The sequence below is a fragment of the Nonomuraea sp. NPDC049646 genome, assembly GCF_044465525.1.
Taxonomy (GTDB): Bacteria; Actinomycetota; Actinomycetes; order Streptosporangiales; family Streptosporangiaceae; genus Nonomuraea.
In genome coordinates this window covers 303,875-330,007 of the sequence record NZ_JBITLU010000008.1, presented here as the reverse complement: position 1 = coordinate 330,007, position 26,133 = coordinate 303,875, and the positions used below count along the sequence as shown (strand labels likewise).

Sequence of the window (26,133 nt, the reverse complement as noted above, 5' to 3'; positions counted from 1 at the left end):
CCGGAGTCGCCGCGCGCGCGGGCGCGCAGCTTGATGTGTCTGTCGTGGGAATCATGCTGGTGGGGCGACCTTCGAGAGAGCGTTGATGATCATGTCGGACGCATCGCCTCGCCGGTCGGTGAGATTACCAAGGAGCTTGAGCGCGAAGCGCATCAGCCTCGGGTGAGGCAGGCCGTGCCTGGTCCCGAAGCTCATCACACCCGGCTTCCCAATCGCCTCGACGAACAACCTCCCTAGTGTGAAGTAGCCGCCGTAGGCGTCCTTCATCACCTGGGGGTAGGTCCTCAGGATCCGCTCGCGCTGTGCGGGAGTGGTGTCCTTGAGTGCCTTCGCGATGATCTCGGCGGCGATCTCGCCGGTCTCCATGGCGTAGGCGATGCCCTCGCCGTTGAACGGGTTGATGGACCCGCCGGAGTCACCCACGAGGATAAGACCCCGCGTGTAGTGCGGCTGCCTGTTGAAGGCCATCGGGAGAGCGGCGCCGCGGATGGGGGCCGTCATGTTCTCCTCGGTGAAGCCCCAGTCGGCCGGCATGGCCCTGCACCAGCGCTTCAACAGGTCGCGGTAGTCGATGTTGCCGAACTGGGCGCTGGTGTTGAGCAGCCCGAGCCCGACGTTGGCGGTGCCGTCGCCGACCCCGAACACCCAGCCGTAGCCGGGCAGCAGGGTGTCGCCGTCCCACAGCTCCAGCCAGGTCTCCAGGTAGTCGTCGTCGTGGCGGGGGCTCTCGAAGTAGGTGCGGACGGCCACGCCCATGGGCCGGTCCTCCCGCTTGTGCAGGCCCATGCCGATCGCCAGGCGGGTGCTGTTGCCGTCGGCCGCCACGACCACCCGGCTGCGGTACGTCGCGCCGTCCTTGGTGCGCACGCCGACGATGTGCCCGCTGCGGTCGTCGAGCACCGGCCCGGTCACGGTGACGCCCTCCATGAGGCGCACGCCGTTCTTGACCGCGTTGGCCGCGACGATCTGGTCGAAGTCCTTGCGGGTGCGGACCAGGCCGAAGTCGGGGAAGCGCTCCAGCTGCGGCCAGTCGAGCTCGAAGCGGAGGCCGCCGCCGACGACGCGCAGGCCCTTGTTCCTGATCCAGCCGGGCGCGTCGATGTCGACGCCCATGTTGAGCAACTGCTTGACGGCACGTGGCGTCAGGCCGTCGCCGCAGACCTTCTCGCGGGGGAACCTGGTCTTCTCCAGGAGCAGCACGTCGAGACCGGCCTGAGCGAGGTAAAAGGCGGTTGCGGAACCGGCGGGACCGGCGCCGACGACGATGACGTCGGCGTCAGCCTGTATGGCTGGTGGCACGGTCACTGGACTGTCCTGTCCTACACGCTCGAAGGCCTCGGGGTCTTGCGCCTTCGTTCCTTTGTGAACCCCTTCACAAACTTGTCGGCCCGCAGTCTACTGCTTTTCCTGTACATAGTGGCAGTCGGGGTACGGATCCTGGACACAAGAAGGCCCTCCGTCGTCAACGAAGGGCCGGGCACGGGAACGTCAGACTTCGAACTCGGCGTTGCGCACTCCGCCGACGAACGCCCGCCACTCTCCGGGCGTGCAGGTCAGGACCGGACCCGAGGGGTCTTTCGAGTCACGCGACAGCACCTCGCCGGTCGTGTGTCGGGCGAACTCGACGCACCCGCCGGCGACCGCGCTGAGACTGCTCCTGCGCCATCCGCCCGGCGAGACAGTAAGGCCGCTCATCGGACGGACCACCTCCCGAGTCTCATTGGTCTGGACCAATGACGGTAGCCAACAGAAGATCGGCCGAGCCTGCAAGACACGCCGCGATAACCATGTCGTTACAATTGATCTGCCAACGACGCCATGAATTCGCGCGATTCCTCCTCGTCCATGGCGGCGTCCTCCAGAAGGCCGAAGACCAGCGAAGATCCGAAGGCTCTCCTCGTCCTCGGGGATGTCGGCGGGGTGCGGCTGGGCCGGTCGCCGCGCTCGCCGCCGACCCCGTAGTGCCGCAGCAGCTTGGCGACGTCCTGCTCGGACGGCTGCGGCCTGGCGTGAGCGGCAGTGAGCTTCCGGCGGCGGGGGGTCGGATCGATTTCTCCGATCACCCGGGGCTCCTTCCGAGAAATCGAGAGATATGCCCACAAAGTGCGATGGCAATCCTCCTGGCTTCATCCCGGAAAGATGCCCTGTCGCCATCCCAGCGGGAATTGCACAGGGCTTCCCTCCGACACATCCTCAGAGCAGCCCGCAAAGCCGGAAACGGGCGGAAAGGCGGAAGACGATTCCCGGCACTTTCGCCATGGCGGGCGCGACCGCCTGACCCTCGCCCCGCCGGTCAGGCGGGCTTGAACGCCCGGTGGACGGCGACGATGCCCATCGTCAGGTTGCGCCAGGCCACCCGCTCCCAGCCGGCCTCGCCGATCGTCCGGGCCAGCGTCCGCTGGTCGGGCCAGTCCCTGATGGACTCGGCCAGGTAGTCGTAGGAGTCGTCGTTGGAGCCGAACACCCTGGCCACCTTGGGCAGGAACCTCATCAGGTATTCGCGGTAGACCAGGTCGAACGGCCCGAACGTGACGTGCGAGAACTCCAGGATCACCAGCCGGCCGCCCGGCCTGGTCACGCGGAGCATCTCGCGCAGCGCCTGCGAGGTGTCGTGCACGTTGCGCAGCGCCACCGAGATCGTCACCGCGTCGAAGACGTCGTCGGCGAACGGCAGCCGCATCGCGTCACCGGCCACGAACGGGATGCCGGGCCCGCTCAGCGCGTTGCCGCCGTGCCGCTGCACGCCCGTGCGCAACATGCCGAGGGAGAAGTCGGAGGCCACCGCGCGGGCGCCGAGACCGGTGAAGCTGTCGGTGGAGGTGCCGGTGCCCGCTCCCAGGTCGAGCACGACCTCGCCGGGCCCCGCGTCGACGGCGGCGGCCACTGCCTTGCGCCAGAGCCTGACCTGCCACAGCGAGGCCACGTCGTTGACCAGGTCGTAGCGCCGGGCGGTGCGATCGAACATCGCGGCGACCTCGTCCGGCTGCTTGTCCAACTGAGCGCGCGTCATGCGGACAAGAGTACTCACGCGGCCAGCGGGGCATTCGCCGGGCGTTACGGCCTTTGACCAGCCACCACCGGGCCGCCGGCGAGCCCGGCTCTTGTGGCAATTAACGCAAAGTAGCGGCACCACTACTGAACGTCTGCTAGTTGTTGGTGAATGCTTGCCCGTGTCGCCCTTGCGGCGATCATCGCTTCGGCCCCCGCCGCGCACTCCCGCGTGGTCTCGGCCGACCCGGTCGACAACACCCCCCATGTCCTCGACGGCATCGTCAACGCCATCGCGCTGGTCGGTGGCACCGTCGTCGTCGGCGGCTCGTTCAGCGAGGTCAGCGACGCCGGGCGCACGTACACGCTGCGCCGGGCCAACCTGTTCGCCTACGACCTGGCGAGCGGCCGCATCCTGCGCGACTTCGCGCCGTCCGTCGCCGGGCCGGTCTACGGGCTGGCCGCCGGCGACCACGGCACGGTCTACGTGGGCGGCGCCTTCCCCGGCGTCAACAACGTCGGCGCCCGCGCGCTCGCCCGGATCAACGTCGCCGACGGGCAGCTCGTCGACGGCTTCATGCCCCGGATCGAGGGGGGCATGGTCACCACCCTGGTCAGGAGTGGCTCCAGGCTCTACGTCGGCGGCGACTTCGTCCGGCCGCGCATCGCCCTGGCCGGGCTCGACGCCGCGACCGGCGTGGCCGACCCCGGCTTCGCCGTCACGCCGGGCGAGCCGCTGACGCCCAGGGTGAAGGTCCAGGCCCTCGCCCTGTCGGGCGACCGGCTGGCGGTCGACGGCTCGTTCACCACGCTCGGCGGGCGGTCCCGGCCGCAGCTCGGGCTGATCGACGTCAGCGGGCCCGTGGCCAGGGTCGCCGACTGGCGCACCGAGGTCTACGCGCAGCGCTGCGCGGAGGCGTTCCCCTCCTACGTGCGCGGCCTCGACTTCGCCCCCGACGGCCGCTCCTTCGTGGTGGTCACGACCGGCGGCCCGAGAGGCCGCATGTGCGACACGGCCGCCCGGTTCGAGACGTACGCCGCGGGCCCGGCCGTCAGGCCGACCTGGACCAACGCCACCGGCGGCGACTCGCTCTACGCGGTGGCGGTCACCGGCTCAGCCGTCTATGTCGGGGGTCACCAGCGCTGGCTGGACAACCCGCAGGGCCGCGACTCGGCCGGCCCGGGAGCGGTGCCCCGCGAGGGCATCGGCGCCATTCATCCGCGTACCGGAAAGGCGCTCGCCTGGAATCCCGGCCGCGAGCGGGGCATCGGCGTGAAGGCATTTCTGGCGCACAAGACCGGCCTACTAGTCGGTAGTGACACAACGCGACTCGGACGGGAGTACCATGCCCGGATTGGCATGTTCCCCCTGCCCTAGTCGTCCTGCGGCTCAGGCCGGTCGATCCGGCCGCTGAGGCGTGCGCTGACTGCGTCACGCTGCCCCGACAGCAGCACGTAGCTGGCAATGCCGCTGATCACGAAAGCGGCTGCGAGCAGGAACAGCGGGTTTTGCAGGCCGACGAGGTACAGAACACCCAGGGTCACGACAAACAGGCCGATCCGCGACGCGGTGTAAACGAGAACGGGATGCACAGGTTCGAGGTTACTCGTCCCTGCGTAGCGGTCGCTCTTCGCATCGGACGCGAGCGCTGCTACTGTTCCCAGTAAGGGTGTTTCGTAAAGAAACACCCACGAGAGCCCCAAAGAGGCTCTATCATATAACAATCGGGCAGTCAGCTGATAACAACCCGTGATCTTTGTCGAAAACCACGGATAAATCAGGCTTCGCTCGACACACTGGTTACCTGTCCGCCCGCTGGCAGGAAGCGGGATGCGAGGGGGAGAGATTGGTGGAGAGTAGCAGCGAGCGTCTGCTGACCCCAGGAGAGGTTGCCGCCCTCTTCCGGGTAGACCCAAAGACGGTTACGCGCTGGGCTGCGGCAGGCCGCATCAGCAGTATCCGCACCCCCGGAGGGCACCGGCGCTTCCGCGAGTCGGAAGTGCACGCCCTTCTTCGAGGCGAGGACGTTCTCACGGCCGACAGGCCAGCAGGTGAGTCCCCGCGCGTCTGACGTTCCGTCTAGTCGGTGATCCTGAGATCCGCCAGGATCACCGCTGGCGGGACCTCAATCCGCCTCACGTCGTGAGGCCGTGGTCGAGCGTGCCTGCGGGCCACACTTCCCGACGGCAGGCACGGGGCGGCGCCAACCGCCGACCGCGGCTGGCGCCTGTCCTTCTCGAAGGCGCTCAGGCGTCCTCGTGGCCGGCCCTGAAAGCGCTCAGGCGTCCTCCTGACTGGCTTTGAAGGCCAGGAACTCGCGTTCGAGGTCGTCGTTCTCCTCTTCCCAGCGACTGCGGCGCTCGGCCGCCTCCTCCTCGGTCAGCGACTCGGGCAGCCACTTGTCGTATTCGGGATCGCCGGGCTGCACGTCCACGTACGCGTTGCCGATCAGACGCCCGTCTTCGCTGGTCAGGCTCTGCGGCACGCGCAGGGTCCCGTCAGCGAGCCGGATGACGTACATGGCTGATCACCTAGATTCCGTAGCGCCGGTTGAAGAAGAGCATGACGTCGAGCGCCATCCGCGTGTCGCCGCCGAGCATGTCGACCAGGGCCGGGCGCTGGCGGGCGGCGATGGCGGCGAAGGCGTCGGCGAAGAACTCCTTGCGGCCCAGGCCGTTGCCCTGGCGGTGGAAGGTCGAGGCCAGCTTGGGGAAGGCGTTCTCGTAGAGCCGGACGAACTCCGGCGAGTCCGACACCCATTCGCCGTGGAAGGAGTCCAGGTCGTCGATGGCGTGGCCGACCTCGTGCATCATCACGTCCGGCGTGGGTGAGGGGCGGTCGCCCACCACGATCTTGCGGTCGCCGTACGCGCCGGCGCAGATGTCCCAGGTGGCCCGGCCGGACGGGAGCGGCGCGCCGCGTAAGTAGCCCATGTCGTCGAGGTCGGGGACGCCGCCGGGGCCGACGTAGATGCCTTCCAGGCCGGCGGCCAGCAGCTCCTTCAGCCGCTCGGGCAGCCGGGCCAGGCTCTCGACGGCGCGTACGGCGTCCTTGGAGGGCGGGCCGTGCCGGGCGTCCCACTGGCGGTGGAGGATCTTCTCCAGCTTGCCGCAGTGGCGCAGGCCGTCGCCGATGGAGGGGGCCTCCGGCCTGTTGGGCTGGGCCCTCGGCGGCGTGTCGTCGAGCTCGAAGTCGTACCAGGTGTAGCGGGGGCGTTCGGCGACGGCGGCGGGCAGGCGTGCCCCGCGCTCGCGCAGCGAGAGGCCGTCCCAGGTCACCTCGCGCCGCTGGGGGGCGCCGGGGCGGGCGAACCGCTCCGGCTGCTGCTCCCTGCGCCGCTCGGCGCCCTTGAGCTGCTCTCTCGGGGGCTCCGGGCGGCTCTCCTTCCGCCGGGACCAGAAGGAACGGTCCGCGTCCGGAGGAGCCTCGTCACGCCGCGAGAACAGGTACGACCCGCGGCGCCACCAACGGCCGCGCCGATGTCGGCCCTTGTCGTGAGAAAAGGCCATCGCACCCCTTCACGCCGCGTCCATGGCGAACCGGGTTCCACGGTACGACGCCGATCTTCCCGAGTCATCCGAAACGGGACATCGTCCGACACGATCACGTCGCGGATGGCTTACAGTTCGGGCATGGCAGGTGTTCTGATCGGCCTGGCGTTGCTGGCCTTCTGGCTCTTCTCGCTCTTCGACGTCATCACCGCACCCGAGGAAGAGGTCCGGAACGTACCAAAGGCGCTGTGGGTCCTCATCGTCGTGCTGGTCCCGCTGCTCGGCGGTGTGATCTGGATGCTGCGCGGGCGGCCCAGGGCCGAGCGCGACCCGTGGCCGGTGCCGCCGGGCCCGGGCGCGCCGAAGGGCCCGGACGACGACCCCGACTTCCTGAGAGATCTCGACCGGCGGATGCGCGGCGAGGACTAACCGCTGACGTCGGCGTAGCTGTGCAGGCCGGAGATGAAGATGTTGACGCCGACCAGGTTGAAGATCAGGCACCCGAACGCCAGCAGCTGCACGATCATGGCGGCCCTGCCCCGCCAGCCGGCCGTCACCCTGGCGTGCAGGTAGGCCGCGTACGCCACCCAGGTGATGAACGACCAGACCTCCTTGGGGTCCCAGCCCCAGTAGCGGCCCCAGGCGCGGTCGGCCCACAGCGCGCCGGCGATGACGGCGAACGTCCACAGCGGGAAGGCCAGCACGATCGCGCGGTGGGCCACCCGCTCCAGGTCGTCGCGGCTGGGCAGGCGCGAGAGCCCCTCGCCGCGCACCAGGAACAGCACGCCCGACACGCCGGCCAGCGTGAACAGCCCGCTGGCCAGGATCGCCGCAGTGACGTGGATCGCGATCCAGTACGAGTTCAGCGCCGGCACCACGGGCCCGGCCGCCGTGTAGAGCACCTTGACCGCGAACCCGAGCCCGAGCGTGGCGGCGATCATCACGAACGCGCCCAGGAACCGCACGTTCTGGCGGACCTGGGTGAACAGGAACGCGGTCACGGCGGCGAAGCAGATGGCCACCACGAACTCGTACATGTTGCCCCACGGCCACCGGCCGACCGCCAGGCCGCGGGTGACGATGGCGCCGAGGTTGGCGGCCCAGCCGATCCAGGCCAGCACGAGCGCGACCCGCCCGGCCCTGGCCCCGCCCGCCATGACGGGCTCGGGCTCGGCGACGGGCGCCTCGGCCTCGGGCGCGGCCTCGCCGTCCGAGGGGGCGCCGACCGTGACGGGCTGCCGGGCGGCCCGCTTCACGGCCGCCTTGCCCATGACGGCCCTTCCGAAGGCCAGCTCCATCGCGAAGCCCACCATGGCGATGATGTAGAGCAGGACGGCGCCGACGACGAAGTTGTCGCTCAGCCCGGCCAATTGCTCAGCGGACATGCTGTTCTCCTGCTGATAGAGCCTTGACGATCTCGGCGAACTCCTCGGCGAAGCCCGCCGCGGAGCCCTCGGTACGGGTCAGGCCGCCGACGTCGACCCGCCCTTCCCTGACCCGCACCCAGACGCGCCGGCGGCGGATCATCAACGACAGCGCGATGGCGACCACCGCGACGGCGGCGGCGATCAGCGCCGGCACGCGCCCGGGGTCGTAGGCGGTCTGGAGCGTGATCCACTCCTTGACGCCGGTGAACTCCAGCTTGCCCGCCCCGCCGGGCAGCTCGGTCGACTCCCCCACCGACAGCGGCTTGGTCGCGAACGATCCCCGCACCACGGGGACGACCTTGCCGTCGAGCTCGTCGGGCAGGATCTTGTAGACCGACTGCGGCTTGCCCGACCGCATGCCGAGGTCGCCCACGTACCCGCCGAGGAGCTGCACCTGCGGCTGGAGCTCGCCGGGGAAGGCCGAGGCGTAGTTTCCGTCGGTCAGCGGCACGCTGGTGGGCAGGAACCGCAGCAGGAACCCGAGCTGGGACGGCTGCGCGTCGGGCGCCTTGACGACGCACGACGAGGTCAGCGTGGACTTCTGGTCGATCAGGCAGGCCACGGGCCCTTCGTAGGCGACCTGGCCCTTGCCGTCGGTGACCTTGAAGACGGGCGCGTAGCCATGGCCGATCAGGTACGTCTGCGTCCCGTCGACCTCCAGCGGGTCGTTGACCTTGAGCTCGTAGTCGCGGGCGGGCGCGCCGGGCTCGTCGTGCACCTTCAGGTAGGCGGAGTAGTCGAGCTCCTGGCCCTTCTTGTCGCCCTCGACCTGGTAGGTGGCCTTGAAGTCGGTCAGCTCGAACGAGAACGGCTGGAGCGACTCGGCCGAGACCCGGCTGCCGGGGATGAACCGGTCGTAGGCGGCCACGGTGTTGGCGAAGCCGTCGCCCTCGACGACCAGGACGTTGCCGCGGTAGCCGTACAGGGAGCCGAAGCCGACCGCGAGCAGGATGCCGATGAGCGCGACGTGGAAGAACAGGTTGCCGGTCTCGCGCAGGTAGCCCTTCTCGGCGGCCACCCAGCCGTCGCCGGTGACGACGCGGAAGCGCATCTTGCGCAGCCGCCCCGCGGCCTCCTCCACCGTGAGGTCGCCCTCGAAGGAGTCGGAGTGGGGCAGCCGGGACAGGTTCTTGGGCGCGGCGGGCGGCTTGCGGCGCAGCTCGCGCAGGTAGGTGGCGGTGCGCGGGATGATGCAGCCGACGAGCGAGGTGAACAGCAGCAGGTAGACGGCGGCGAACCAGACCGAGGTGAACACCTCGAAGAGCTGGAACCGGTCGTACCACTCGGCCAGGGTGGGGTTCTGCTGGTAGAGCTGGGCCACCTTGTCGGGTTCGACGCTGCGCTGGGGCACCAGCGAGCCCGGGATCGAGCCGAGCGCCAGCAGGAAGAGCAGGATCAGCGCGGTCTTCATCGAGGTGAGGGTGCGCCAGCCCCACCGGAGCCAGCCGACCGGCCCCATCCCGGCCTGCCGCGGCTCGCGCTCCTCGCGCACCAGCTCGTCGACGCTCATCAGATCACCGGCTCGAACGCGCCGATGAGCCCCTGCATGGCCGCGATCATCGCACCCCACAGTCCGGTGACGAGCAGCAGCCCGACGGCCACCATCATGCCCCCGCCGATCCTGGTGATCAGCCGGGTGTGCCTGCGCACGACCTGGAACGTGCGCAGGGCCTTGCTGTAGGCCAGGGCGGCGGCCACGAACGGCAGCCCGAGGCCCAGGGCGTAGGCCACGGCCAGCAGCGCGCCGCGCGAGGCGCTGCCCTCGTTGAGCCCGAGCGTGAGCACGACGGCCAGCGTGGGGCCGATGCACGGCGTCCAGCCGAGGCCGAACACCACGCCGAGCAGCGGCGCGCCGGCCAGGCCCGCGGCCGGCAGCTTGTGGATGCGCACGTCGCGCATCAGGCCGGGCAGCACGCCGAGGAAGGCCAGCCCGAGCAGGATCGTCAGGACGCCGAGCACCCGCGTGATGACCTCGGCGTTGCCCAGCATGATCGAGCCGAGCCCGCCGAACAGCGCGCCGCTGAGCACGAACACCAGCGCGAACCCGGCCACGAACAGCACCGTGCCGAGCACCAGCCGCCCCCGCTTGGGGTCGGCGCTCATGCCCGTCACGTACGACAGATAGCCCGGCACCAGCGGCAGCACGCACGGCGACAGGAACGACACCACCCCGGCCAGCAGCGCGATCGGCACCGCGAGCAGCAGCGAGCCGGAGGCGACGACGTCACTCATCGCGCACCTTGGTCACCGTGTTCATCAGGTCGGTGTACTTGACCGCCCCGAGCGCCCTGGCCGCGATGCGGCCCTGCTTGTCGATGACCAGCGTGGACGGGATCGCCGCGGGCGGCACGGTGCCCTGGAAGGACAGCGCGACCTTGCCCGGCTGGTCGAAGATGTGGGAGTAGCCGGTCTGCTCGGTGCGCTCGAAGGCGAGGGCGTCGGCCTGGCGGTCCTTGAAGTCGATGCCGAGGAACTGCACGTCGCCCTTGGTCTTGGCGGCGACCTCCTTGAGCACCGGCGCCTCGGCCCGGCACGGGCCGCACCACGAGGCCCAGAAGTTGATCACCACGACCTTGCCCTTGTGGGCGGCCAGCGAGGCCGTGCCGCCGTCGAGCGTGGGGCCCTCGACCGGCGGGGCCGCCTTGCGGTCGGCGGCGTCGAAGACCTGCATCTTGCCGTCGCCCGCGACGAACCGGGTGTCGCCCACCTGGGGCTGCCCGCTCTGGTTTGCCGCGCAGCCCGCGGCCAGCGCGGCCAGGAGAACGAGGGAGATGGACGTCGCGCGCACGGAGGATGATCTCCTTGTACTACAACCGGTAGAGCTTGCAACTCTACCGGCGGGGACACATGGCCCGGACATCAGGCCCCTGGTATCGACGGCCCCGAACTCAGCGACCCGGCCGGCTCGCTGTAGCCGACGCTGACCAGGCGGTCGCCCTCGAAGGTGAAGGTGGTGAGGCTGGCCAGCGCGCACTGCCTGCGGCGCGGGTCGTGCCAGAGCCGGCGGCCCTCGGCGGCCATCCTGATCGTCCAGATCGGGAGCTGGTGGCTGACCAGCACGGCCTCGTGCCCGCGCGCGGCCGCCCTGGCGTCGTCGACGGCCGCCTTCATGCGCGCCACGATCGCCGGGTACGCCTCGCCCCACGACGGGCGCAGCGGGTTCCAGAAATAGCGGTAGTTGCGCGGGTTGCGAAGGATGGCCAGCCCCTGGCCGACCGGCCGGCCCTGCAGCATGTTCGCCGCTTCGAGCAGGCGGTCGTCCTTGGTCACGTCGAGGCCGAGCTTGTCGGCGAGCGGGGCCGCGGTCTCCAGCGCGCGTTCGAGCGGCGAGCTGTGGATCGCGACGATGTCGCGGCCGCCGACGGCCTTGGCGACCGTCTCGGCCATGAGCCTGCCGGTGTCGGACAGGTGGTAGCCGGGCAGCCTGCCGTACAGGATGCCGCCGGGATTGTGCACCTCACCGTGGCGCAAAAGGTGGACGACGGTGGTTTCAGCCATGGTGTGCCACAGCCTATCCGTTTCGATGCCGGTCATAGTCAGGGGCTGCCTGGTCCGGCATTTCGCGCGGAGGTAGGGTCGGGACGACTGCGCCTAGGGTTCCGCGTCCGGTCCGCCTCCCCCGTCACACAACCAGGGCCGGAAGACAGGTCCGAGCGGCGCCGCGGCCCGCGCCGGGCCGTACAGCTGACGGGACAAAAGCCTGGAGGCTCCTCTCCGTCACCCCTGGAAGGAGTCGCCCGGATGAGCCCTTGGGCGCTGGTCCTCATTCTCGTCGCCGCCGTCGCGCACGCCACCTGGAACCTGCTGAGCAAGAAGGCGTCCCAGGCGGACGGCATCGTCTTCCTCTGGCTGGTCGGGGTCGTGGCCACGGTGGTGTGGAGCCCGCTGTTCGCCGGGTTCCTGCTGGTCACGGGCGCCCGGCTGTCGTGGGGCGACCTCGCGGTGATCTGCGGCAGCACGGCCCTGCACCTGGGCTACTTCGTGCTGCTCCAGCGCGGCTACGGCGCGGGCGACCTGTCGCTGGTCTACCCCGTCGCCCGCGGGACGGGGCCGATGCTGGCCAGCCTGGTCGCCGTGCTGTTCCTGGACGAGCACCCGGCGCCGGCCGGCGTGGCCGGGATCGTGCTCGTCGGGGTCGGGGTGTTCATGATGAGCGGCGGCGCGGCCGGGCGTGGCGACCTGCGGGGGCTGGTGTCGGGGCTGGTCGTGGGGCTGTTCATCGCCGGGTACACGGTGTGGGACTCGCAGGTGGTCAGCGCGTTCGCGGTGGCGCCGATCATGCTCAACTACCTCGGCGAGGTCGGGCGGGCGCTGGCGCTCACGCCGTTCGTCGCGGGGGCCAGGCGGCGGCTGGTCGGGTCCGTGTGGCGGGAGCACCGGTCGCGGATCGTGGGGGCGGCGTTCCTGATCTTTCTGTCGTACCTGCTGGTCCTGATCGCGTTCACGATGGCGCCGGTGAGCGTGGTGGCGCCGGCGCGCGAGGTGAGCGTGCTGATCGCGGTGCTGCTCGGCGGGCGGCTGCTGGCCGAGGGCGACCTGCGGCGGCGGCTGCTGGCGGCGGGCGTGATCCTCGGCGGCGTGGTGGCGATCGCGCTCAGCTGAGCGCGGCCCGGCCGGGTGCTCAGCTGACCGCCCAGGCGTTCTCCTGCTCGCGGCTGACGCCGATCAGGGCCTCGACCGTGGCCCTGATCGCCGGACGGCGGGCCGCGTCGGTGCGCCACACGGCGTAGATGCGGCGCGTCTGCCGCGGCATGATCGGGACCAGCCGCACGCCGTCGGGCACGCAGTCGCGGCCCAGGCGCGGCACGATCGCGCAGCCGAGCCCGGCGGCGACCAGCGCGAGCTGGGTGGGGTACTCGTCGGCCATGCACGCGATCTCCGGCTCCAGCGAGGCGTTGCGCAGCGTGAAGACCAGCCAGTCGTGGCAGACCGTGCCGGGCGAGGAGCTGATCCACCGCTCGCCGTGCAGCTCGGCCAGCCCCACCTCCCTGCGCCCGGCCAGCGGGTGGTCGGCGGGGATCGCGACGTCGGCCACGTCGTCGAGCAGCGTGGCCCTGGACAGGCCCTCGGGCATGGCGATGGGCCGGTTGAGCCAGTCCTGCATCACGCCCAGGTCCAGCTCGCCCCTGGCCACCTCGCGCAGCACCCGCTCGGGCTCGCGCTCGTAGAGCTGCACGTGCAGGTCGGGGTGGCGCCTCCTGAGCTGGACGACCGCGCCCGGCATCAGGCCGCGGGTCGCGGTGGCGAAGGCGGCGATGCTGAGCCGGCCGACGACCTCGCCGCGCAGCGCCTCGAAGTCCGCCTCCGCGGTCTCGACCAGGGCCAGGATGCGCTCGGCGTGCTCGGCCAGCAGCCCGGCGGCGTCGGTCAGCCGGACGCCCCGGCCGCTGCGCTCCATGAGCCGCGCGCCGGTCTCCCGCTCCAGCTTGGCGATCTGCTGGCTGACGGCCGACGGCGTGACCATGAGCGCGTCGGCCGCCGCGCCGACCGACCCGTACACGTGCACGGCGTGAAGTGCCTTGAGCCGGTTCAGGTCCAACATGTAAGCCAGACTAAAGGGTTTAGCGTAGAAAGTCTCGCTTGTCCTTGTATCTGAAGCAGATGAAAATATATGCATGCGAATCATTAAGAGCAGGAAGCCCGAGATCCGTTCCACCTCGTACCTGAAGGTCCTCGCCGAGCAGGCTCGCGAGCAGCGCAACCGGTACCAGAAGACCCGCTCTGCGTGAGCCCCCGCCACCTCACCCTCGCCGTCGGCCTCGCGGCCGTGTGGGGCTTCAACTTCGTCGTCATGCAGGTCGGCCTGAAGCACTTCCCTCCCCTGCTGTACGCGGGGATCAGGTTCACCCTGGCGGCGTTCCCCGCCCTGCTGCTCGCGGGCCGGCCGGGAGTCCCGTGGCGCTGGGTCGCCGGGGTGGCGGCCACTCTCGGAGTGGGTCAGTTCGGCCTGTTGCTGGTGGGCATGCGAGCGGGCATGCCGGCCGGACTGACCTCTCTCGTCCTGCAGATGCAGGCGTTGTTCACCGTGCTGTTCGCGGTGACGCTGCTCGGCGAGCGGCTCACCGCCCGCCGCGTCCTCGGCCTGGCGGTCGCCTTCGGCGGCCTGGCCCTGGTCGCGTTCGACTTCGGGGTGTCCGGCCCGCTGGGCGCCTTCGCCCTGTGCGTGGCCGCCGCCGCGGCCTGGGGGCTCGGCAACGTGGTGCAGCGCAGGGCCGCGCCGCCGGACTCGCTGCGGTTCATGGTCTGGGTGAGCGCCTTCTCGGCGCCGCCCCTGCTGCTGCTGTCGCTGCTGGTCGAGGGGCCGCCCGTGCTGACGGTCCCCGCCGAGGGCTGGCTGTCGCTGGCCTACGTGGCCTTCGTCTCGACGCTCGGCGGGTTCGGCGTGTGGGGCTGGCTGCTGCGCCGGTACGACGCCTCGACCGTGGCGCCGTACACGCTGCTGGTGCCGGTGTTCGGCATGTCGTCGGCCGCGCTGGTGGCCGGCGAGCCCCTCTCCTGGATCGAGCTCGTGGCCGCGGCCCTCATCGTCACCGGCGTGCTGTACGCCGGCACCAGGCCGCGCCGGGCTACAGAACCGCCGCGGCCGCCTTCGCCGCTGCCGGCAGGGCCTCGGCGATCCGGTTGAGCGCCTCGTCGTCGTGCGAGGCCGACAGGAACCACGCCTCGTACGCCGACGGCGGCAGGTAGACGCCCTGGTCGAGCATCGCGTGGAAGAACGCGGTGAAGGCCGCGGTGTTCTGGGCCTTGGCCTGGTCGAAGTTGCCGACCTCGCCCTCGGCGAAGAAGATCGAGAACAGGCTGCCGGCACGCTGCAACCGGTGGGGCACGCCCGCCTTCGCCAGCGCCTCGGCCGCCGCGTCGCCCACCGCGAGCGCCGCGGCGTCGATGCGCGCGTAGGCGTCGGCGTCGAGGGCGCGCAGGGTCGCCAGGCCCGCGGCGCACGCCAGCGGATTGCCGGACAGCGTGCCCGCCTGGTAGACCGGGCCCTCCGGGGCCAGGAAGGCCATCACGTCGGCCCGGCCGCCGAACGCCGCCGCGGGCAGGCCGCCGCCCATGACCTTGCCGAACGTCATCAGGTCGGCGTCGACCGGGTCGAGGCCGTACCAGCCGGCGGAGGAGACGCGGAAGCCGGTCAGCACCTCGTCGACGATGAGCAGCGCGCCGTTGGCCGTGCACAGCTCGCGCAGCCGGGCGTTGAACCCGTCGCGCGGCGGGACGACGCCCATGTTCGCCGGGCACGCCTCGGTGATCACGCAGGCGATCTCGGCGGCCGCGAACGCCTCCTCCACCGCCTGCACGTCGTTGTACGGCAGCACGATCGTGTCGGCCGCCGACGCCCCGGTGACGCCGGGGGTGTCCGGCAGCCCGAACGTCACCACTCCCGACCCGGCCGAGGCCAGCAGGGCGTCGACGTGCCCGTGGTAGCAGCCGGCGAACTTGATCACCTTGGACCGCCCGGTGAAGCCGCGCGCCAGGCGCACCGCGCTCATCGTCGCCTCGGTGCCGGAGCTGACCAGGCGCACCTTCTCGACCGGCGCCATCCTGGAGACGATCTCCTCGGCCAGCTCGACCTCGCCCGGCGTGGCGGTGCCGTAGGAGAAGCCGTGGGCGACCGCGCCGGAGACGGCCTCGACGACCGCGGGATGCCGGTGGCCGAGGATCATCGGGCCCCAGGAGCAGACCAGGTCGACGTAGCGGTTGCCGTCGACGTCGGTGATGTACGGCCCCTGGCCCGAGGCCATGAAACGCGGCGTGCCGCCCACCGCGCCGAACGCGCGCACGGGCGAGTTGACGCCGCCGGGCACCACTTCCCTGGCGCGGGTGAAAAGACCTTCGGAGTTCTGTGTACGGCTCACCCGACCCAGGTTAGTCCCGCAGGTCCGTGCCCCCGCCGCGGGGCGTGCTCAGTCGGCGAGCCAGTCCAGGATGCGCAGCGGGTCGGGCAGCGGACGGCCGTCGGGGGGCCGCAGCCAGGACACCGGCTGGCCCGAGGGCAGCATGGAGGGCGGCGCGAGCACGTAGCTGTCGCGGCAGTGCCAGCGCAGGCCCGGCGTGTCGTCGATGGTGGCCGGGTCGCAGTCGAGCTGGCAGGACCACCACTCGTCCTCGTCCTCGGGGTTGCCGCGGGTGGCCACATAAAACAAGACCCGGTCGCCTTGAGCGGCGACCGGGCCTGGGTGGGCTCCGGCGGCGTCGATCCTGGTGAGGGCCGACAGGCCGGAGGCGAGCGGTACGTCGAACACGTCGAACACGCGCCCCGTGGGCAGGATCACGTTGGCCTCCGGCTCGCTCTCCCACCAGCGGGTCAGCAGCGTCGTGTCCGTCGTGGCCTGCATGTGCCAGGCGGGCGAGAGCGGATGGGCGCCGGGGTCGGGACAGCCGACGCGGTCGCACGAACACGCGCGCGGTCCCTGACGCAGCGGAAAGGCACCCGGCACGACGGGCCAGCCCAGGGACGCGTACTCCAGCACGGAATCGATGCGTGTCGGCCGCGACCGCTTTCTGGTACGCCGAGCCAGTGGTACCCCCACCATGGTGTCTCCCGTCGAGTCAGCGCCTGAGGAGGTCCCGGCTCCGGGCCGTTCGCACACCGCGGGACACACCAGCACTTGTCATCGCACTCTAACGCACACGCCTCAGGAGTTGACGGGAAACCCCTTGGTTAGAGCTGTCGCGCCACTTCCGTCGCCCAGTACGTGAGGATCATGTCGGCGCCGGCGCGCTTGATGGCGACCAGCGACTCCATGATCGTCCGGTCGCGGTCGATCCAGCCGTTGGCCGCCGCCGCCTCGACCATCGCGTACTCGCCGCTCACCTGGTAGGCCGCCACCGGCACGTCGACCGCGTCGCGCACCCGGGTGATGACGTCGAGGTAGGCCAGCGCCGGCTTGACCATGACGGCGTCGGCGCCCTCCGCCAGGTCGAGCCTGACCTCGCGCAGCGCCTCCTCCAGCGGACCGGCCGGGTCCTGCTGGTGGGTGCTGCGGTCGCCGAACTGCGGCGCGCACTCGGCGGCCTCGCGGAACGGGCCGAAGAAGGCGGAGGCGTACTTGACGGAGTAGGACAGGATCGGGACGTCGGCGTGGCCGGCCCCGTCGAGCGCGGCGCGGATGGCGCCGACCTGGCCGTCCATCATGCCGCTCGGCGCGATCATCTGGGAGCCGGCGGCGGCCTGGGCCAGCGCGATGGAGGCGTAACGTTCAAGCGTGGCGTCGTTGTCCACCTCGCCGGACGGGGTCAGGATCCCGCAGTGGCCGTGGTCGGTGAACTCGTCGAGGCAGGTGTCGGCCATGACCACGAGGGCGTCGCCGACCTCGGCGCTCACCTCGCGCAGCGCGACCTGGAGGATGCCGTCGGGGTCGTCGGCCGCCGAGCCGGTCGCGTCCTTGACCGCGGGGATGCCGAACAGGATCAGGCCGCCCACGCCCGCCTCGGCCGCGTCGTGCGCGGCCTTGCGCAGCGAGTCGCGGGTGTGCTGGAACACGCCCGGCATGGACGCCACCGGCTGCGGCGCGTCGATGCCCTCCTTGACGAACATCGGCAGGATCAGGTCCGCGGCGTGCAGCCGCGTGCCCGACACCATCCGGCGCAGCGCCTGGCTGCGACGCAGGCGCCGGGGACGGGCGACGGGGTACTGGGCGGTCACTTGGCTCTCCTCCTGGCGCCACGGCGGTTCTGGGAGGGCCTGCGCGGGCTGTCACCCGCGGCCACGGCCGCCTGGCGCTGCTTGGCACCGAACTCGGCCAGCGCTGCGGCCAGGGCTGATGCGGATGGCTTGTCGGACATGACGTCGACCCGGAGCCCGAACTCCTCGGCCGTCTTGGCCGTCTGCGGCCCGATCACCGCGATCACGGTGACGTTGTGCGGCTTGCCCGCGATGCCGACCAGGTTGCGCACGGTGGAGGACGAGGTGAACAGCACGGCGTCGAAGCCGCCGCCCTTGATCGCCTCGCGGATGGGCGCGGGCGGCGGCGCGGCGCGCACCGTCCGGTACGCCGTCACGTCGTCGCACTCCCAGCCCAGCTCGGTGAGCCCGGCCACCAGCGTGTCGGTCGAGATGTCGGCCCTGGGCAGCAGCACCCGGTTGATCGGGTCGAGCATCGAGTCGTAGGGCGGCCACTCGGCCACGAGCCCTTCTGAGGACTGCTCGCCCGAGGGCAGCAGGTCGGGCTTGACGCCGAACTCGACCAGGGCCCGCGAGGTGGCCTCGCCCACGGCGGCCACCTTGAGCCCGGCGAAGGCGCGCGCGTCGAGCCCGTACTCCTCGAACTTCTCGCGCACCGCCTTGACGGCGTTGGCGCTGGTGAAGGCCACCCACTCGTAGCGGCCGGTGACCAGGCCCTTGATGGCGCGGTCCATCTGCTGCGGCGTGCGCGGCGGCTCGACCGAGATGGTCGGCACCTCCTCGGGCACCGCGCCGTAGGCCACGAGCTGCTCGGACAGGCTGCGGGACTGCTCCTTCGTCCGCGGCACCAGCACCCGCCAGCCGAACAGCGGCTTGGTCTCGAACCACGACAGCCGCTCGCGCTGCCCGACGGCCTCGCCGACCACGATCAGCGCGGGCTCGGTGAACCCGGCGTGCTTCAGGTCGGCCTGCAGCCGGCCGAGCGAGGACACGACGGTGTACTGCTCGGTGGTGGTGCCGCCGCTGCTGACGGCGACCGGCGTGGTGTCGGGCTTGCCGCCGGCGATCAGCGCCTTGCCGATGGCGACGGCCTCGGTGATGCCGTTGTAGATCACCAGCGTGCCGCGGGTGGCGGCGTGGGACGACCAGTCCTGCTCCTGAGCGGCGTCGACGACGCGGAACTCGGGCACGGCCGTGGCCGCCGGGATGCCGGCGTAGGTGAGCACCGCGGTCGCGGGCGGCACGCCGGGCACGATCTCGAAGTCCACCTCCGCCGCCACGCAGGCCGCGACCTCGTCGTCGATCGAGGAGAACAACATGGGGTCGCCCGCGCACAGGCGCACCACGAGCTGCCCGGCCTTGGCCCGCTGGACGTAGTCGCCCTCGGCGACCTCGACGCCCTCGCGGCAGTGCTTGAGCAGCGGGCCGAACTGCTCGTCGTCGAGCACGACGGCGTCCGCCTTGCCGAGAAGTTCGGCGGCGCGGAGCGTCAGCAGGTTGGGGTCACCGGGACCCGCCCCCACGAAGGCGACGAAACCGGAGGTTGGACTATCGGAGCTCAATGGGAATGCTCCCCCATCAATCTGTCGGCCCCTTCGGCGATCATCTCGGCCGCCAGGAGGCGGCCCAGCTGTGCAGCCTCCGAAGGAGAACCGGCGGCGGACTTGCGGACCGCTTCGCGGCCGTCGATGGAGACGACCACGGCGGTCAGGTTCAGAGTGTGCCCGTGATCGGCCGCGAAAGCACCCACGGGGGCGGCGCAGCCTGCTTCCAGGGCGGACAGCACGGCGCGCTCGGCGGTCACCGCGCTGCGCGTGCGCGGGTCGTCGAGCACGGACAGGGTCTCGATCAGGTCGGCGCGCGCGGCCAGGCACTCCACGGCGAGCGCGCCCTGGCCGGGGGCCGGCAGCAGCTCCTCGACCTCGAAGATCTGCGCGATCTCGCCGCCGCGGCCGAGCCTGGTGAGCCCGGCGCTGGCCAGCACGACGGCGTCGAGCTCGCCCGCGGCGATCTTGCCGATGCGCGTGTCGGCGTTGCCGCGGATCGGGACGTACTCCAGGTCGGGGCGGAGCGCGCTCAGCATGGCGACGCGGCGCGGCGAGCCCGTGCCGACCCGGGCCCCGGCGGGCAGGTCGGCGAACTTGTGCGAGCCGACCAGCGCGTCGCGGTGGTCGTGGCGCTCGGGGAGCGCGGCCAGCGTGAAGCGCGGGTCCTGCTTGGTCGGCAGGTCCTTGAGCGAGTGGACGGCGAAGTCGATCTCGCCCTCGACCAGCTTGTCGCGCAACGCGCTGACGAACACGCCGGTGCCGCCGAGCTGCGCCAGGTGCGCCTTGGTCACGTCGCCGAAGGTCGTCACGCCCACCAGCTCGACCGGACGCCCGGTGCGCGCGGTGAGAGCGTCGGCCACCATCTGGGACTGCGTGGTCGCCAGCATGCTGCGGCGGGTACCCAACCGCAGGTTCACAGCTCCACCTCCCTCACGGCCGCGGGCATCTTCGGATCGAGATCGAACAATTCACGCAGGGCTTCCGCATAATGATCGCCCCCTGGACCGGCGGCGAGCTGCTTGACACGCACAGTCGGCTCGTGAAGCAGTTTGTCAACGACCCGCTGCACGGTCATGGCGATCTCGTCCCTGGCCTTGTCGTCGAGATCGGGCATGCGCATCATCAGGCGGCCCAGCTCGGACTCCACCACGCCCGCCGCCTTGCTGCGCAGCGCCACCACGGTCGGGGTGACGCGGGCGGCGCGGGCGGCGTCGAGGTAGGCGTTCAGCTCCTCGGCCACGAGCGCGCGCACGGACTCGACGGCGTCGCCGCCGCGCGCGCCGACGCCGGACTCCTGGATCGTCTCCAGGTCTACCAGCGTGACGCCGGGCACCTGGCGCACGGCCGGGTCGATGTCGTGCGGCAGCGCCAGGTCGAGCAGGAACACGCCCCTGGTCAGCATGTCGGGGGTGATGACGTGCCGCCCGGCGCCGGTGCAGGTGATGACGACGTCGGCGCCCGCCAGCTCCTCGCGCACGGCGGCGAACGCGACGGCCCGCCCGCCGACCGATTCGGCCAGCCGCGCGCCCCGCTCGTACGTGCGGTTGGCCACGACGATGTCGGTGACCCCGGCGCGCTGGAGCGTGACGGCGGCCAGCGAGCTCATCGAGCCCGCGCCCACCACCAGCGCCCGCCGCCCGGCCAGGTCGCCGGCCAGCGCGAGGCCCGCCGAGACCAGCGAGGGGCCGGCCTGGTCGATGCCGGTGTCGGTGTGGGCGCGCTTGCCGACGCGCAGCGCCTGCTGCGTCAGCTCGTTGAGGGTCGCGCCGACCGTGCCGTGCTTCTGGGCGAGCTTGAGCGCCTGGCGGACCTGGCCCAGGATCTGGCCCTCGCCGACGGCCATGGAGTCGAGGCCGCACACCATCGAGAACAGGTGCTCGACGGCCCGCTCCTCGTAGTGCACGAAGAGATGCGGGGTCAGCTCGTCGACCGGCACGCCGGAGTGAACGGCCAGCAGCCCGCTGATCGAGGTGACCGCGGCGTGGAAGCGGTCGACCGTGACGTAGATCTCGACCCTGTTGCAGGTCGAGATCACCATGGCCTCCGCGACGCTGGTGTCCTGCTGCACGTCGTGCAGCAGCTTGACCAGCGCGTCACCGGTCACCGAGACGCGTTCGAGAAGCGCCACCGGAGCGGTCCGGTGGCTGAGTCCGATCGCCAGAACACTCATTGACCGTCCACCGCCATGAGTGGCCCCCCAGCCTTGCGTTGCTCGTGGAACGCGAGAATCTGCAGTTCGATTGACAAGTCGACCTTCCGGACGTCGACGGTGTCCGGAACGGTGAGAACGACTGGGGCGAAGTTCAGGATGCTGGTCACGCCCACGGCGACAACACGATCGCACACTTCCTGCGCCGCTGCCGCCGGTGTCGCCAGTACCACGATCGAGACTCCACGCCGCTTGATGACGGCTTCCAGTTCGTCGATGTGCTCCACATTCAACCCCGCGATGGTGTCGCCCACGACTTCGGGGTCGGCGTCGAAGAGCGCGGCCACGCGGAAGCCCCTGGAGACGAAGCCGCCGTAGTTCGCCAGAGCGCGGCCGAGGTTGCCGACTCCGACGATCGCCACCGCCCAGTCCTGCGTCAGGCCGAGCTCGCGGGAGATCTGGTAGACGAGGTACTCCACCTCATAGCCTACGCCGCGGGTGCCGTACGAGCCGAGGTGCGAAAGGTCCTTGCGGAGCTTGGCCGAGTTCACGCCCGCGGCCACGGCCAGGTCCTCCGAGCTCACGGTCGCGACGCCGCGCTCCGCCATCCCGTGCAGCGCCCGGAGGTACAACGGAAGCCTGGCGACCGTCGCCTCGGGGATGCCGCGGTCACGGGACTGGGACGGGCTCTTCACGTGCCGGAGCTCCAGGGAACGGGCGGTGGGGACCGCTGAACGGATTAGAACCGTCTTTCAGGTTAATCCCTTTGTGAACCGATGCACAAAGTAGGGGCGCTACGGTTGGGGACATGCATCGCATCACCTTGCTCGGCAAACCCGGCTGCCACCTCTGTGACGACGCCCGCGCGGTCATCGCCAGGGTGGCCGGAGAGCTGGGCGTGCCGTGGGAGGAGGTCAGCATCGACTCCTCCGAGGAGCTCAGGGAGAAGTACTGGGAGATGATCCCGGTGACGCTGATCGACGGCGTGCAGCACGACTTCTGGCGGGTCGACGAGGCTCGCCTGCGCGCCGCGCTCGCCTGGGACACGGCCTAGAACATGACGGTGGGCAGCGGCACCACCTTCGCGGCGTTGACGTTGAGCTCGATGACGTTGGTGGCCAGCACCATCGCCTGACGCTCGTTGAGGAACCGCTCGACGTGCGGCTGGCGCTGGTGGTCGCGGTAGGCGACCTCGTCGCGGTAGAGCTCGTAGACGATGCGCTGCAAGGGGGCCGACTTGACGGCGTGGCAGGCGTAGACGAGCGTGTCGGGCTCGCCGCGGCGCACGGCCTCGACAGTGGCCTCGGCCAGGCGGTCGAACGCCTCGCCGGCGCCGTCCATGATCGTGAAGACGGTGAGCAGGCCGTAGATGCTGGGCGAGGGCCTGCCGCCCGCCTGCTGGGGCTGCGACGGGGTGAACAGCTCGGCGCCCGGGTAGACCACGCCGGTGCCGGGCATCGCGTAGTCGGGCCGGGGGGGCTGGGCGTCCATGCGCGGGGAGGTGTCCATGCGCGGGGGCGGGGAGCCGTTCATGATGTAGCCGGTCGCGGGGCCCGAGTCGGGCGCGGCCCCCATCCGGGCGGCGTAGTCGACCTGCTGGTCTCCCGCCCGGTACTCGGCCACCAGGTCGCCCAGGCCGGGCGAGCGGCGCGGGGGCGCCACGGGAGGCGGCTCGGCGGCCGGCGCCGGCATCGGCACGTGCTCGGGCGCGGGCGCGACCCTGCGGCCAGGCCGGCGCTCCACGTCGTCGTGCGGCGTCTCCAGGTCGTCCTCGTCGTCCTCGTACGGCGCCAGCGGGCGCAGCATGGCGTACCAGATCGCCGCCGCGCCCACCGCGAGCAGCGCGGTGGTGAACAGCGGCGGCACCGCGAACCGCATGGCCCCCACCAGGGCGATGCTCGACGGCGCGATGACCAGGACCGCATGGAGGTTGTCGGTGTCGTACTCGTCGCCGCCGCGCCACTTGAGCCCGGCCACCACCACGCACGCCAGCAGGACGAGCACGTCGATCGCGTGCACGCCGATGAGCAGCTTGTCCGGGATGAGCCCCCACATGGCCGAGCCGGACGGCAGCGCCTTGCCCAGGTCGGTGGACCTGAGCGGGTCGAAGGTCAGGATCGCGACGGAGACGACGGTGAGCGCGATGCCGAACAGCCAGGCCAGGAACCTCGGCGGCACCTTGTCGGACAGCAGCTGGATCAGGCCCACGGCCAGCCAGAGCGGCGCGAGCAGCGACCCGGTCACCTGGTAGAGGCGGAACGTGACCGGCCCGAACCCCAGGACGTAACCGACGCCGATCGCGGCCAGCGACAGGCACAGGGCTCCAGCTGCAACGGTCCAGGCGATCAACCACCCCTCGGGCTCGTCGCGCAGCCGGCGGATCAGGGCTCCGGTCGCGACGGCGGCGAGGAGCGCACCGGCAAGGGCTATGACAGCAACGAGGATCTCCATGGTGACTCCAATGCTGCCGGACGATGCCTCCCGGCCGGTAGCCGAAGAGGAAACAGGCGCTCCATGAGGGGCTTCGCCGCAGGCTGTGGGGTAGGCGCCTATACGGTATAGGGCGATTACTCGTAGCCAGGCCAGCAGGCGCGGATTGTGGAATTTCCAGTTGATTTCTAGAGTATTCGAGCACGCCGCACCCCTTACCCCTAGGGATACCGGATGCCTGATTCGTGGCCGTTCGCCGGGCTGCTTGCTCCAGCGGTCGCTGGACCTGCCCGGACGGGCGAGCTTGGCGTGCGCGAAGAAGTGCCCGACGACATCCGCACCCTGGTGCTGCACGCCAAGAACGGATGCACGGACTCCTTTGGCACGCTCTACGACCGCTACGTCGACCTGGTCTACCGGTACATCTACTTCCGGGTCGGCTCCCACCAGCTCGCCGAGGACCTGACCAGCGAGACCTTCCTGCGCGCGCTGCGCAGGATCGGCGACTTCACCTGGCAGGGCCGCGACTTCGGCGCCTGGCTCGTCACCATCGCCAGGAACCTGGTGGCCGACCACTTCAAATCCGGCCGCTACCGACTGGAGATCCCGACGGGAGAGCTGATCGACGTGCCGCTCGAAGGCGCGCACATCCCGGAGAACGCGGTGGTCACGGCCATCATGAACGACCGGGTGCTGCGCGCCGTCCGCGATCTCAATCCCGACCAGCAGGAATGCGTGGTGCTGCGCTTCCTGCACGGCCTCTCGCTCGCGGAAACCGCGTTGATCATGGGGAAGAAGAGTGGAGCGATCAAAGCGCTGCAGTTTCGGGCCATCCGAACGCTCGCCAGGGCACTCAAGCACGACCTGGCGTAACCTCTCCCACCCGCACCTCGTTAGGCCAGTTGTCACGGCTGGATCCCTCAGGGAGCTGTCATGAGTAGGGCGCGCAGGCGGCGGGAGCTCGTCATCGAGCGTCTCACGGAGCTGCACGGCCCGTCTCTGGGCGGCGGGCCCGAGCCGGCCTTCCGCGAGCGCCTGCGCGAGGACCTGGTCTCCGGCCGCCTGCTGCTGACGGCCCCCGACGAGGAGCGCGCGCCGGTCGCGTCCGTACGCCGGCGGCGTCGTCCGCTGCTGTCCCAGGTCGCCACGCTGGGGCTGGCGGGGGCCATGATGGTGGCCTCCTTCGCCACGTACCAGGCGGTCCCGGGCGACACGCTCTACCCGCTCAAGAGGGCCGCGGAGAGCACCCTCGTGCACCTGAGCACCGACGACGCCCAGCGCGGCGAGCGCGAGCTGGCCTCTGCCGAGACGCGCGCCAAGGAGGTCGCGAGCCTGCTCGGCTCGTCCACCGACAGCCCGCTGGTCGGCCAGACGCTCAAGGACATGGAGGACTCCACCCGCTCCGGGATCAGCCGGCTGACGCGTACGCAGCCCCGCTCGTCCAAGATCAAGAAGTTCGCCCAGAAGCAGCGGGAGACGGTCGAGCCGATGCTGGACCACCTCAACGAGGCACAGAAGGGACAGGCCGCCGGCTACCTCGACTACATCGAGGGGCTCGTCGCACCGGCTAGGTAAGCTGAACCGCATGTGGCGGCTAATGCGACGACGACACGAGGTTGGGGCCGAGGCCGCCGGCGAGGCCGCGGCGCGGGCGGCGGTCACCGTCGCGCCTGCCGAGCCGGTCGAACCCGACCTGGAGGCGGCGGCCTTCTTCGACGTCGACAACACCATGATGCGCGGCGCGTCCATCTACCACTTCGCCCGCGGGCTGGCCACGCGCGGCATGTTCACCACGTCCGATCTGCTGAAGTTCGCCGTCGGCCAGGCCGTGTTCCGGCTGCGCGGCAACGAGAACCCGGAGCACATCGCGGTCGCCCGGGAGACCGCGCTCGCCTTCGTCGCGGGCGCCAAGGTCGACGACGTCGTCCGCCTCGGCGAGGAGATCTACGACGAGGTCATGGCCGACCGCATCTGGGGCGGCACCCGCGCGCTCGCGCAGAGCCACCTCGACGCCGGCCAGCGGGTCTGGCTCGTCACGGCCACGCCCGTCGAGCTGGCCCGGGTCATCGCCCAGCGGCTCGGCCTCACCGGCGCGCTCGGCACGGTCGCCGAGACGGCCGGCGGCGTCTACACCGGCCATCTGGTGGGCGACCTGCTGCACGGCCCGGCCAAGGCCGAGGCGGTGCGCGCGCTGGCCCGCCGCGAAGGGCTCGACCTGACCCGCTGCACGGCCTACAGCGACTCGGCCAACGACCTGCCGATGCTGTCGCTGGTCGGCAGCGCGGTGGCGATCAACCCCGACAGCGAGCTGCGCGAGCACGCCAGGAAGCACGACTGGCCGGTCAAGGACTTCCGTACCGGCCGCAAGGCCACCATGACCGCTCTGCCGATCGCGGCCGGGGTGGGCGCGATCGCGGGCGGCGTGGCAGCGGGCATCGCCCTGCGCAGGCACTACCGCTCCCACTAGCCGCCCGC

At 70.9% G+C, this 26,133-nt stretch carries 30 protein-coding genes; 9 read left to right on the top strand and 21 right to left on the bottom strand.

Features of this window, described 5'->3' with window-relative positions:
• Positions 1-51: 51 nt before the first annotated feature.
• The 4 genes from ACIBQ8_RS25625 to ACIBQ8_RS25610 all read right to left on the bottom strand — a co-directional run bounded on the left by ACIBQ8_RS25625 (position 52) and on the right by ACIBQ8_RS25610 (position 3,010).
• The gene (locus ACIBQ8_RS25625) at positions 52-1,305 is read right to left on the bottom strand and encodes a geranylgeranyl reductase family protein (protein ID WP_352322514.1); all 1,254 of its coding nucleotides are present in this window, start codon (positions 1,303-1,305) and stop codon (positions 52-54) included.
• 183 nt (positions 1,306-1,488) lie between these two features.
• Positions 1,489-1,695, bottom strand: a complete 207-nt coding sequence (locus ACIBQ8_RS25620; protein WP_397193136.1) for a DUF397 domain-containing protein — start codon at positions 1,693-1,695, stop codon at positions 1,489-1,491.
• A gap of 98 nt (positions 1,696-1,793) precedes the next feature.
• Positions 1,794-2,063, bottom strand: a complete 270-nt coding sequence (locus tag ACIBQ8_RS25615; protein WP_397193135.1) for a hypothetical protein — start codon at positions 2,061-2,063, stop codon at positions 1,794-1,796.
• 230 nt (positions 2,064-2,293) lie between these two features.
• On the bottom strand, positions 2,294-3,010 hold the full coding sequence (locus ACIBQ8_RS25610; protein WP_397193134.1) for a demethylmenaquinone methyltransferase: 717 nt from the start codon (positions 3,008-3,010) through the stop codon (positions 2,294-2,296).
• Between the two features lie 150 nt (positions 3,011-3,160).
• Here ACIBQ8_RS25610 and ACIBQ8_RS25605 point away from each other — a divergent pair, with 150 nt between their 5' ends.
• Complete coding sequence (locus ACIBQ8_RS25605) at positions 3,161-4,366, top strand: hypothetical protein (protein ID WP_397193133.1); 1,206 nt, start codon at positions 3,161-3,163, stop codon at positions 4,364-4,366.
• Here ACIBQ8_RS25605 and ACIBQ8_RS25600 read toward each other — a convergent pair.
• The gene (locus ACIBQ8_RS25600) at positions 4,363-4,581 is read right to left on the bottom strand and encodes a DUF4229 domain-containing protein (protein WP_397172899.1); all 219 of its coding nucleotides are present in this window, start codon (positions 4,579-4,581) and stop codon (positions 4,363-4,365) included. The two genes, ACIBQ8_RS25605 and ACIBQ8_RS25600, sit on opposite strands and share 4 nt — an antisense overlap.
• A 257-nt stretch (positions 4,582-4,838) precedes the next feature.
• Between ACIBQ8_RS25600 and ACIBQ8_RS25595 the strand changes: the two genes are divergently transcribed.
• Positions 4,839-5,060, top strand: a complete 222-nt coding sequence (locus tag ACIBQ8_RS25595; RefSeq protein WP_026214226.1) for a BldC family transcriptional regulator — start codon at positions 4,839-4,841, stop codon at positions 5,058-5,060.
• A 207-nt stretch (positions 5,061-5,267) separates the two neighbouring features.
• Here ACIBQ8_RS25595 and ACIBQ8_RS25590 read toward each other — a convergent pair whose 3' ends face one another.
• Both ACIBQ8_RS25590 and ACIBQ8_RS25585 read right to left on the bottom strand, forming a co-directional pair.
• Positions 5,268-5,510: a hypothetical protein gene (locus tag ACIBQ8_RS25590; RefSeq protein WP_397172897.1), complete on the bottom strand. Its 243-nt coding sequence runs from the start codon at positions 5,508-5,510 to the stop codon at positions 5,268-5,270.
• Positions 5,511-5,520: 10 nt separating this feature from the next.
• Positions 5,521-6,498: a hypothetical protein gene (locus ACIBQ8_RS25585; protein WP_397172895.1), complete on the bottom strand. Its 978-nt coding sequence runs from the start codon at positions 6,496-6,498 to the stop codon at positions 5,521-5,523.
• Between the two features lie 123 nt (positions 6,499-6,621).
• Here ACIBQ8_RS25585 and ACIBQ8_RS25580 point away from each other — a divergent pair, with 123 nt between their 5' ends.
• Complete coding sequence (locus tag ACIBQ8_RS25580) at positions 6,622-6,909, top strand: PLDc N-terminal domain-containing protein (protein ID WP_352322521.1); 288 nt, start codon at positions 6,622-6,624, stop codon at positions 6,907-6,909.
• On the opposite strand, the gene ccsA is transcribed toward ACIBQ8_RS25580, so the two are convergent.
• The 5 genes from ccsA to ACIBQ8_RS25555 form a co-directional block, all read right to left on the bottom strand.
• Complete coding sequence (gene ccsA, locus ACIBQ8_RS25575) at positions 6,906-7,865, bottom strand: cytochrome c biogenesis protein CcsA (RefSeq protein ID WP_397172893.1); 960 nt, start codon at positions 7,863-7,865, stop codon at positions 6,906-6,908. The two genes, ACIBQ8_RS25580 and ccsA, sit on opposite strands and share 4 nt — an antisense overlap.
• Positions 7,855-9,417: a cytochrome c biogenesis protein ResB gene (locus tag ACIBQ8_RS25570; protein WP_397172891.1), complete on the bottom strand. Its 1,563-nt coding sequence runs from the start codon at positions 9,415-9,417 to the stop codon at positions 7,855-7,857. Before ACIBQ8_RS25570 ends, ccsA begins: the two co-directional genes overlap by 11 nt.
• Positions 9,417-10,139 (bottom strand): cytochrome c biogenesis CcdA family protein, encoded by a 723-nt coding sequence (locus tag ACIBQ8_RS25565; RefSeq protein WP_397172889.1) that lies wholly within the window; start codon positions 10,137-10,139, stop codon positions 9,417-9,419. Before ACIBQ8_RS25565 ends, ACIBQ8_RS25570 begins: the two co-directional genes overlap by 1 nt.
• Entirely contained in the window at positions 10,132-10,695 is a 564-nt protein-coding gene (locus ACIBQ8_RS25560) for a TlpA disulfide reductase family protein (RefSeq protein ID WP_352322525.1), read from the bottom strand. Before ACIBQ8_RS25560 ends, ACIBQ8_RS25565 begins: the two co-directional genes overlap by 8 nt.
• 71 nt (positions 10,696-10,766) lie before the next feature.
• On the bottom strand, positions 10,767-11,405 hold the full coding sequence (locus ACIBQ8_RS25555; protein WP_397172888.1) for a histidine phosphatase family protein: 639 nt from the start codon (positions 11,403-11,405) through the stop codon (positions 10,767-10,769).
• A 243-nt stretch (positions 11,406-11,648) separates the two neighbouring features.
• On the opposite strand from ACIBQ8_RS25555, the gene ACIBQ8_RS25550 reads away from it, so the two are divergent.
• Entirely contained in the window at positions 11,649-12,509 is an 861-nt protein-coding gene (locus ACIBQ8_RS25550; protein WP_358290276.1) for a DMT family transporter, read from the top strand.
• A 19-nt stretch (positions 12,510-12,528) separates the two neighbouring features.
• Here the strand turns inward: ACIBQ8_RS25550 and ACIBQ8_RS25545 are convergent, their stop codons facing one another.
• Complete coding sequence (locus ACIBQ8_RS25545; RefSeq protein ID WP_397172886.1) at positions 12,529-13,449, bottom strand: LysR family transcriptional regulator; 921 nt, start codon at positions 13,447-13,449, stop codon at positions 12,529-12,531.
• 183 nt (positions 13,450-13,632) lie between these two features.
• On the opposite strand from ACIBQ8_RS25545, the gene ACIBQ8_RS25540 reads away from it, so the two are divergent.
• Positions 13,633-14,532: an EamA family transporter gene (locus ACIBQ8_RS25540; protein ID WP_397193132.1), complete on the top strand. Its 900-nt coding sequence runs from the start codon at positions 13,633-13,635 to the stop codon at positions 14,530-14,532.
• Here ACIBQ8_RS25540 and hemL read toward each other — a convergent pair.
• The 7 genes from hemL to ACIBQ8_RS25505 form a co-directional block, all read right to left on the bottom strand.
• Positions 14,474-15,763, bottom strand: coding sequence for a glutamate-1-semialdehyde 2,1-aminomutase (gene hemL, locus ACIBQ8_RS25535; protein ID WP_397172882.1), 1,290 nt, complete (start codon positions 15,761-15,763; stop codon positions 14,474-14,476). The two genes, ACIBQ8_RS25540 and hemL, sit on opposite strands and share 59 nt — an antisense overlap.
• Before the next feature lie 48 nt (positions 15,764-15,811).
• Positions 15,812-16,441: a bifunctional DNA primase/polymerase gene (locus ACIBQ8_RS25530; RefSeq protein ID WP_397172880.1), complete on the bottom strand. Its 630-nt coding sequence runs from the start codon at positions 16,439-16,441 to the stop codon at positions 15,812-15,814.
• Between the two features lie 128 nt (positions 16,442-16,569).
• Positions 16,570-17,553 carry a porphobilinogen synthase gene (gene hemB, locus ACIBQ8_RS25525; protein WP_397172878.1) on the bottom strand — a complete coding sequence of 328 codons (984 nt, stop codon included), beginning with the start codon at positions 17,551-17,553 and terminating at the stop codon, positions 16,570-16,572.
• The gene (locus ACIBQ8_RS25520; protein ID WP_358007896.1) at positions 17,550-19,055 is read right to left on the bottom strand and encodes a bifunctional uroporphyrinogen-III C-methyltransferase/uroporphyrinogen-III synthase; all 1,506 of its coding nucleotides are present in this window, start codon (positions 19,053-19,055) and stop codon (positions 17,550-17,552) included. Before ACIBQ8_RS25520 ends, hemB begins: the two co-directional genes overlap by 4 nt.
• 35 nt (positions 19,056-19,090) lie before the next feature.
• Positions 19,091-19,996: a hydroxymethylbilane synthase gene (gene hemC, locus ACIBQ8_RS25515; protein WP_397172876.1), complete on the bottom strand. Its 906-nt coding sequence runs from the start codon at positions 19,994-19,996 to the stop codon at positions 19,091-19,093.
• Complete coding sequence (locus ACIBQ8_RS25510) at positions 19,993-21,249, bottom strand: glutamyl-tRNA reductase (RefSeq protein ID WP_397193131.1); 1,257 nt, start codon at positions 21,247-21,249, stop codon at positions 19,993-19,995. The genes hemC and ACIBQ8_RS25510 overlap by 4 nt, the downstream gene beginning before the upstream one ends.
• Positions 21,246-21,923 (bottom strand): redox-sensing transcriptional repressor Rex, encoded by a 678-nt coding sequence (locus tag ACIBQ8_RS25505; RefSeq protein ID WP_352357297.1) that lies wholly within the window; start codon positions 21,921-21,923, stop codon positions 21,246-21,248. Before ACIBQ8_RS25505 ends, ACIBQ8_RS25510 begins: the two co-directional genes overlap by 4 nt.
• A 113-nt stretch (positions 21,924-22,036) precedes the next feature.
• On the opposite strand from ACIBQ8_RS25505, the gene ACIBQ8_RS25500 reads away from it, so the two are divergent.
• A complete protein-coding gene (locus tag ACIBQ8_RS25500) occupies positions 22,037-22,282 on the top strand; it encodes a glutaredoxin family protein (RefSeq protein WP_397172873.1) in 246 nt (81 codons plus the stop codon).
• Here the strand turns inward: ACIBQ8_RS25500 and ACIBQ8_RS25495 are convergent.
• Positions 22,279-23,679 carry a putative quinol monooxygenase gene (locus ACIBQ8_RS25495; protein ID WP_397193130.1) on the bottom strand — a complete coding sequence of 467 codons (1,401 nt, stop codon included), beginning with the start codon at positions 23,677-23,679 and terminating at the stop codon, positions 22,279-22,281. The genes ACIBQ8_RS25500 and ACIBQ8_RS25495 overlap by 4 nt on opposite strands.
• 288 nt (positions 23,680-23,967) lie before the next feature.
• Here ACIBQ8_RS25495 and ACIBQ8_RS25490 point away from each other — a divergent pair, with 288 nt between their 5' ends.
• Genes ACIBQ8_RS25490 through ACIBQ8_RS25480 form a run of 3 tightly spaced genes read left to right on the top strand, consistent with a single transcriptional unit; the run spans position 23,968 to position 26,125 of the window.
• Positions 23,968-24,531, top strand: coding sequence for a sigma-70 family RNA polymerase sigma factor (locus ACIBQ8_RS25490; protein WP_357966288.1), 564 nt, complete (start codon positions 23,968-23,970; stop codon positions 24,529-24,531).
• Positions 24,532-24,591: 60 nt separating this feature from the next.
• Positions 24,592-25,233, top strand: coding sequence for a DUF5667 domain-containing protein (locus tag ACIBQ8_RS25485; protein ID WP_397193129.1), 642 nt, complete (start codon positions 24,592-24,594; stop codon positions 25,231-25,233).
• Between the two features lie 22 nt (positions 25,234-25,255).
• A complete protein-coding gene (locus tag ACIBQ8_RS25480) occupies positions 25,256-26,125 on the top strand; it encodes an HAD family hydrolase (protein ID WP_397172869.1) in 870 nt (289 codons plus the stop codon).
• Positions 26,126-26,133: the final 8 nt, after the last annotated feature.

What these genes read in the sequence shown, in the direction of transcription:
- ACIBQ8_RS25485 (WP_397193129.1), top strand. Translation starts at nt 24,592, where the DNA reads ATGAGTAGGGCGCGCAGGCGGCGGGAGCTCGTCATCGAGCGTCTCACG.
- ACIBQ8_RS25580 (WP_352322521.1), top strand. Translation starts at nt 6,622, where the DNA reads ATGGCAGGTGTTCTGATCGGCCTGGCGTTGCTGGCCTTCTGGCTCTTC.
- ACIBQ8_RS25565 (WP_397172889.1), bottom strand. Translation starts at nt 10,139, where the DNA reads ATGAGTGACGTCGTCGCCTCCGGCTCGCTGCTGCTCGCGGTGCCGATC.
- ACIBQ8_RS25545 (WP_397172886.1), bottom strand. Translation starts at nt 13,449, where the DNA reads ATGTTGGACCTGAACCGGCTCAAGGCACTTCACGCCGTGCACGTGTAC.
- ACIBQ8_RS25570 (WP_397172891.1), bottom strand. Translation starts at nt 9,417, where the DNA reads ATGAGCGTCGACGAGCTGGTGCGCGAGGAGCGCGAGCCGCGGCAGGCC.
- ACIBQ8_RS25510 (WP_397193131.1), bottom strand. Translation starts at nt 21,249, where the DNA reads ATGAGTGTTCTGGCGATCGGACTCAGCCACCGGACCGCTCCGGTGGCG.
- ACIBQ8_RS25500 (WP_397172873.1), top strand. Translation starts at nt 22,037, where the DNA reads ATGCATCGCATCACCTTGCTCGGCAAACCCGGCTGCCACCTCTGTGAC.
- ccsA (WP_397172893.1), bottom strand. Translation starts at nt 7,865, where the DNA reads ATGTCCGCTGAGCAATTGGCCGGGCTGAGCGACAACTTCGTCGTCGGC.
- ACIBQ8_RS25610 (WP_397193134.1), bottom strand. Translation starts at nt 3,010, where the DNA reads ATGACGCGCGCTCAGTTGGACAAGCAGCCGGACGAGGTCGCCGCGATG.
- ACIBQ8_RS25605 (WP_397193133.1), top strand. Translation starts at nt 3,161, where the DNA reads ATGCTTGCCCGTGTCGCCCTTGCGGCGATCATCGCTTCGGCCCCCGCC.
- ACIBQ8_RS25555 (WP_397172888.1), bottom strand. Translation starts at nt 11,405, where the DNA reads ATGGCTGAAACCACCGTCGTCCACCTTTTGCGCCACGGTGAGGTGCAC.
- ACIBQ8_RS25480 (WP_397172869.1), top strand. Translation starts at nt 25,256, where the DNA reads ATGCGACGACGACACGAGGTTGGGGCCGAGGCCGCCGGCGAGGCCGCG.
- ACIBQ8_RS25590 (WP_397172897.1), bottom strand. Translation starts at nt 5,510, where the DNA reads ATGTACGTCATCCGGCTCGCTGACGGGACCCTGCGCGTGCCGCAGAGC.
- ACIBQ8_RS25495 (WP_397193130.1), bottom strand. Translation starts at nt 23,679, where the DNA reads ATGGAGATCCTCGTTGCTGTCATAGCCCTTGCCGGTGCGCTCCTCGCC.
- ACIBQ8_RS25530 (WP_397172880.1), bottom strand. Translation starts at nt 16,441, where the DNA reads ATGGTGGGGGTACCACTGGCTCGGCGTACCAGAAAGCGGTCGCGGCCG.
- ACIBQ8_RS25585 (WP_397172895.1), bottom strand. Translation starts at nt 6,498, where the DNA reads ATGGCCTTTTCTCACGACAAGGGCCGACATCGGCGCGGCCGTTGGTGG.
- ACIBQ8_RS25620 (WP_397193136.1), bottom strand. Translation starts at nt 1,695, where the DNA reads ATGAGCGGCCTTACTGTCTCGCCGGGCGGATGGCGCAGGAGCAGTCTC.
- ACIBQ8_RS25550 (WP_358290276.1), top strand. Translation starts at nt 11,649, where the DNA reads ATGAGCCCTTGGGCGCTGGTCCTCATTCTCGTCGCCGCCGTCGCGCAC.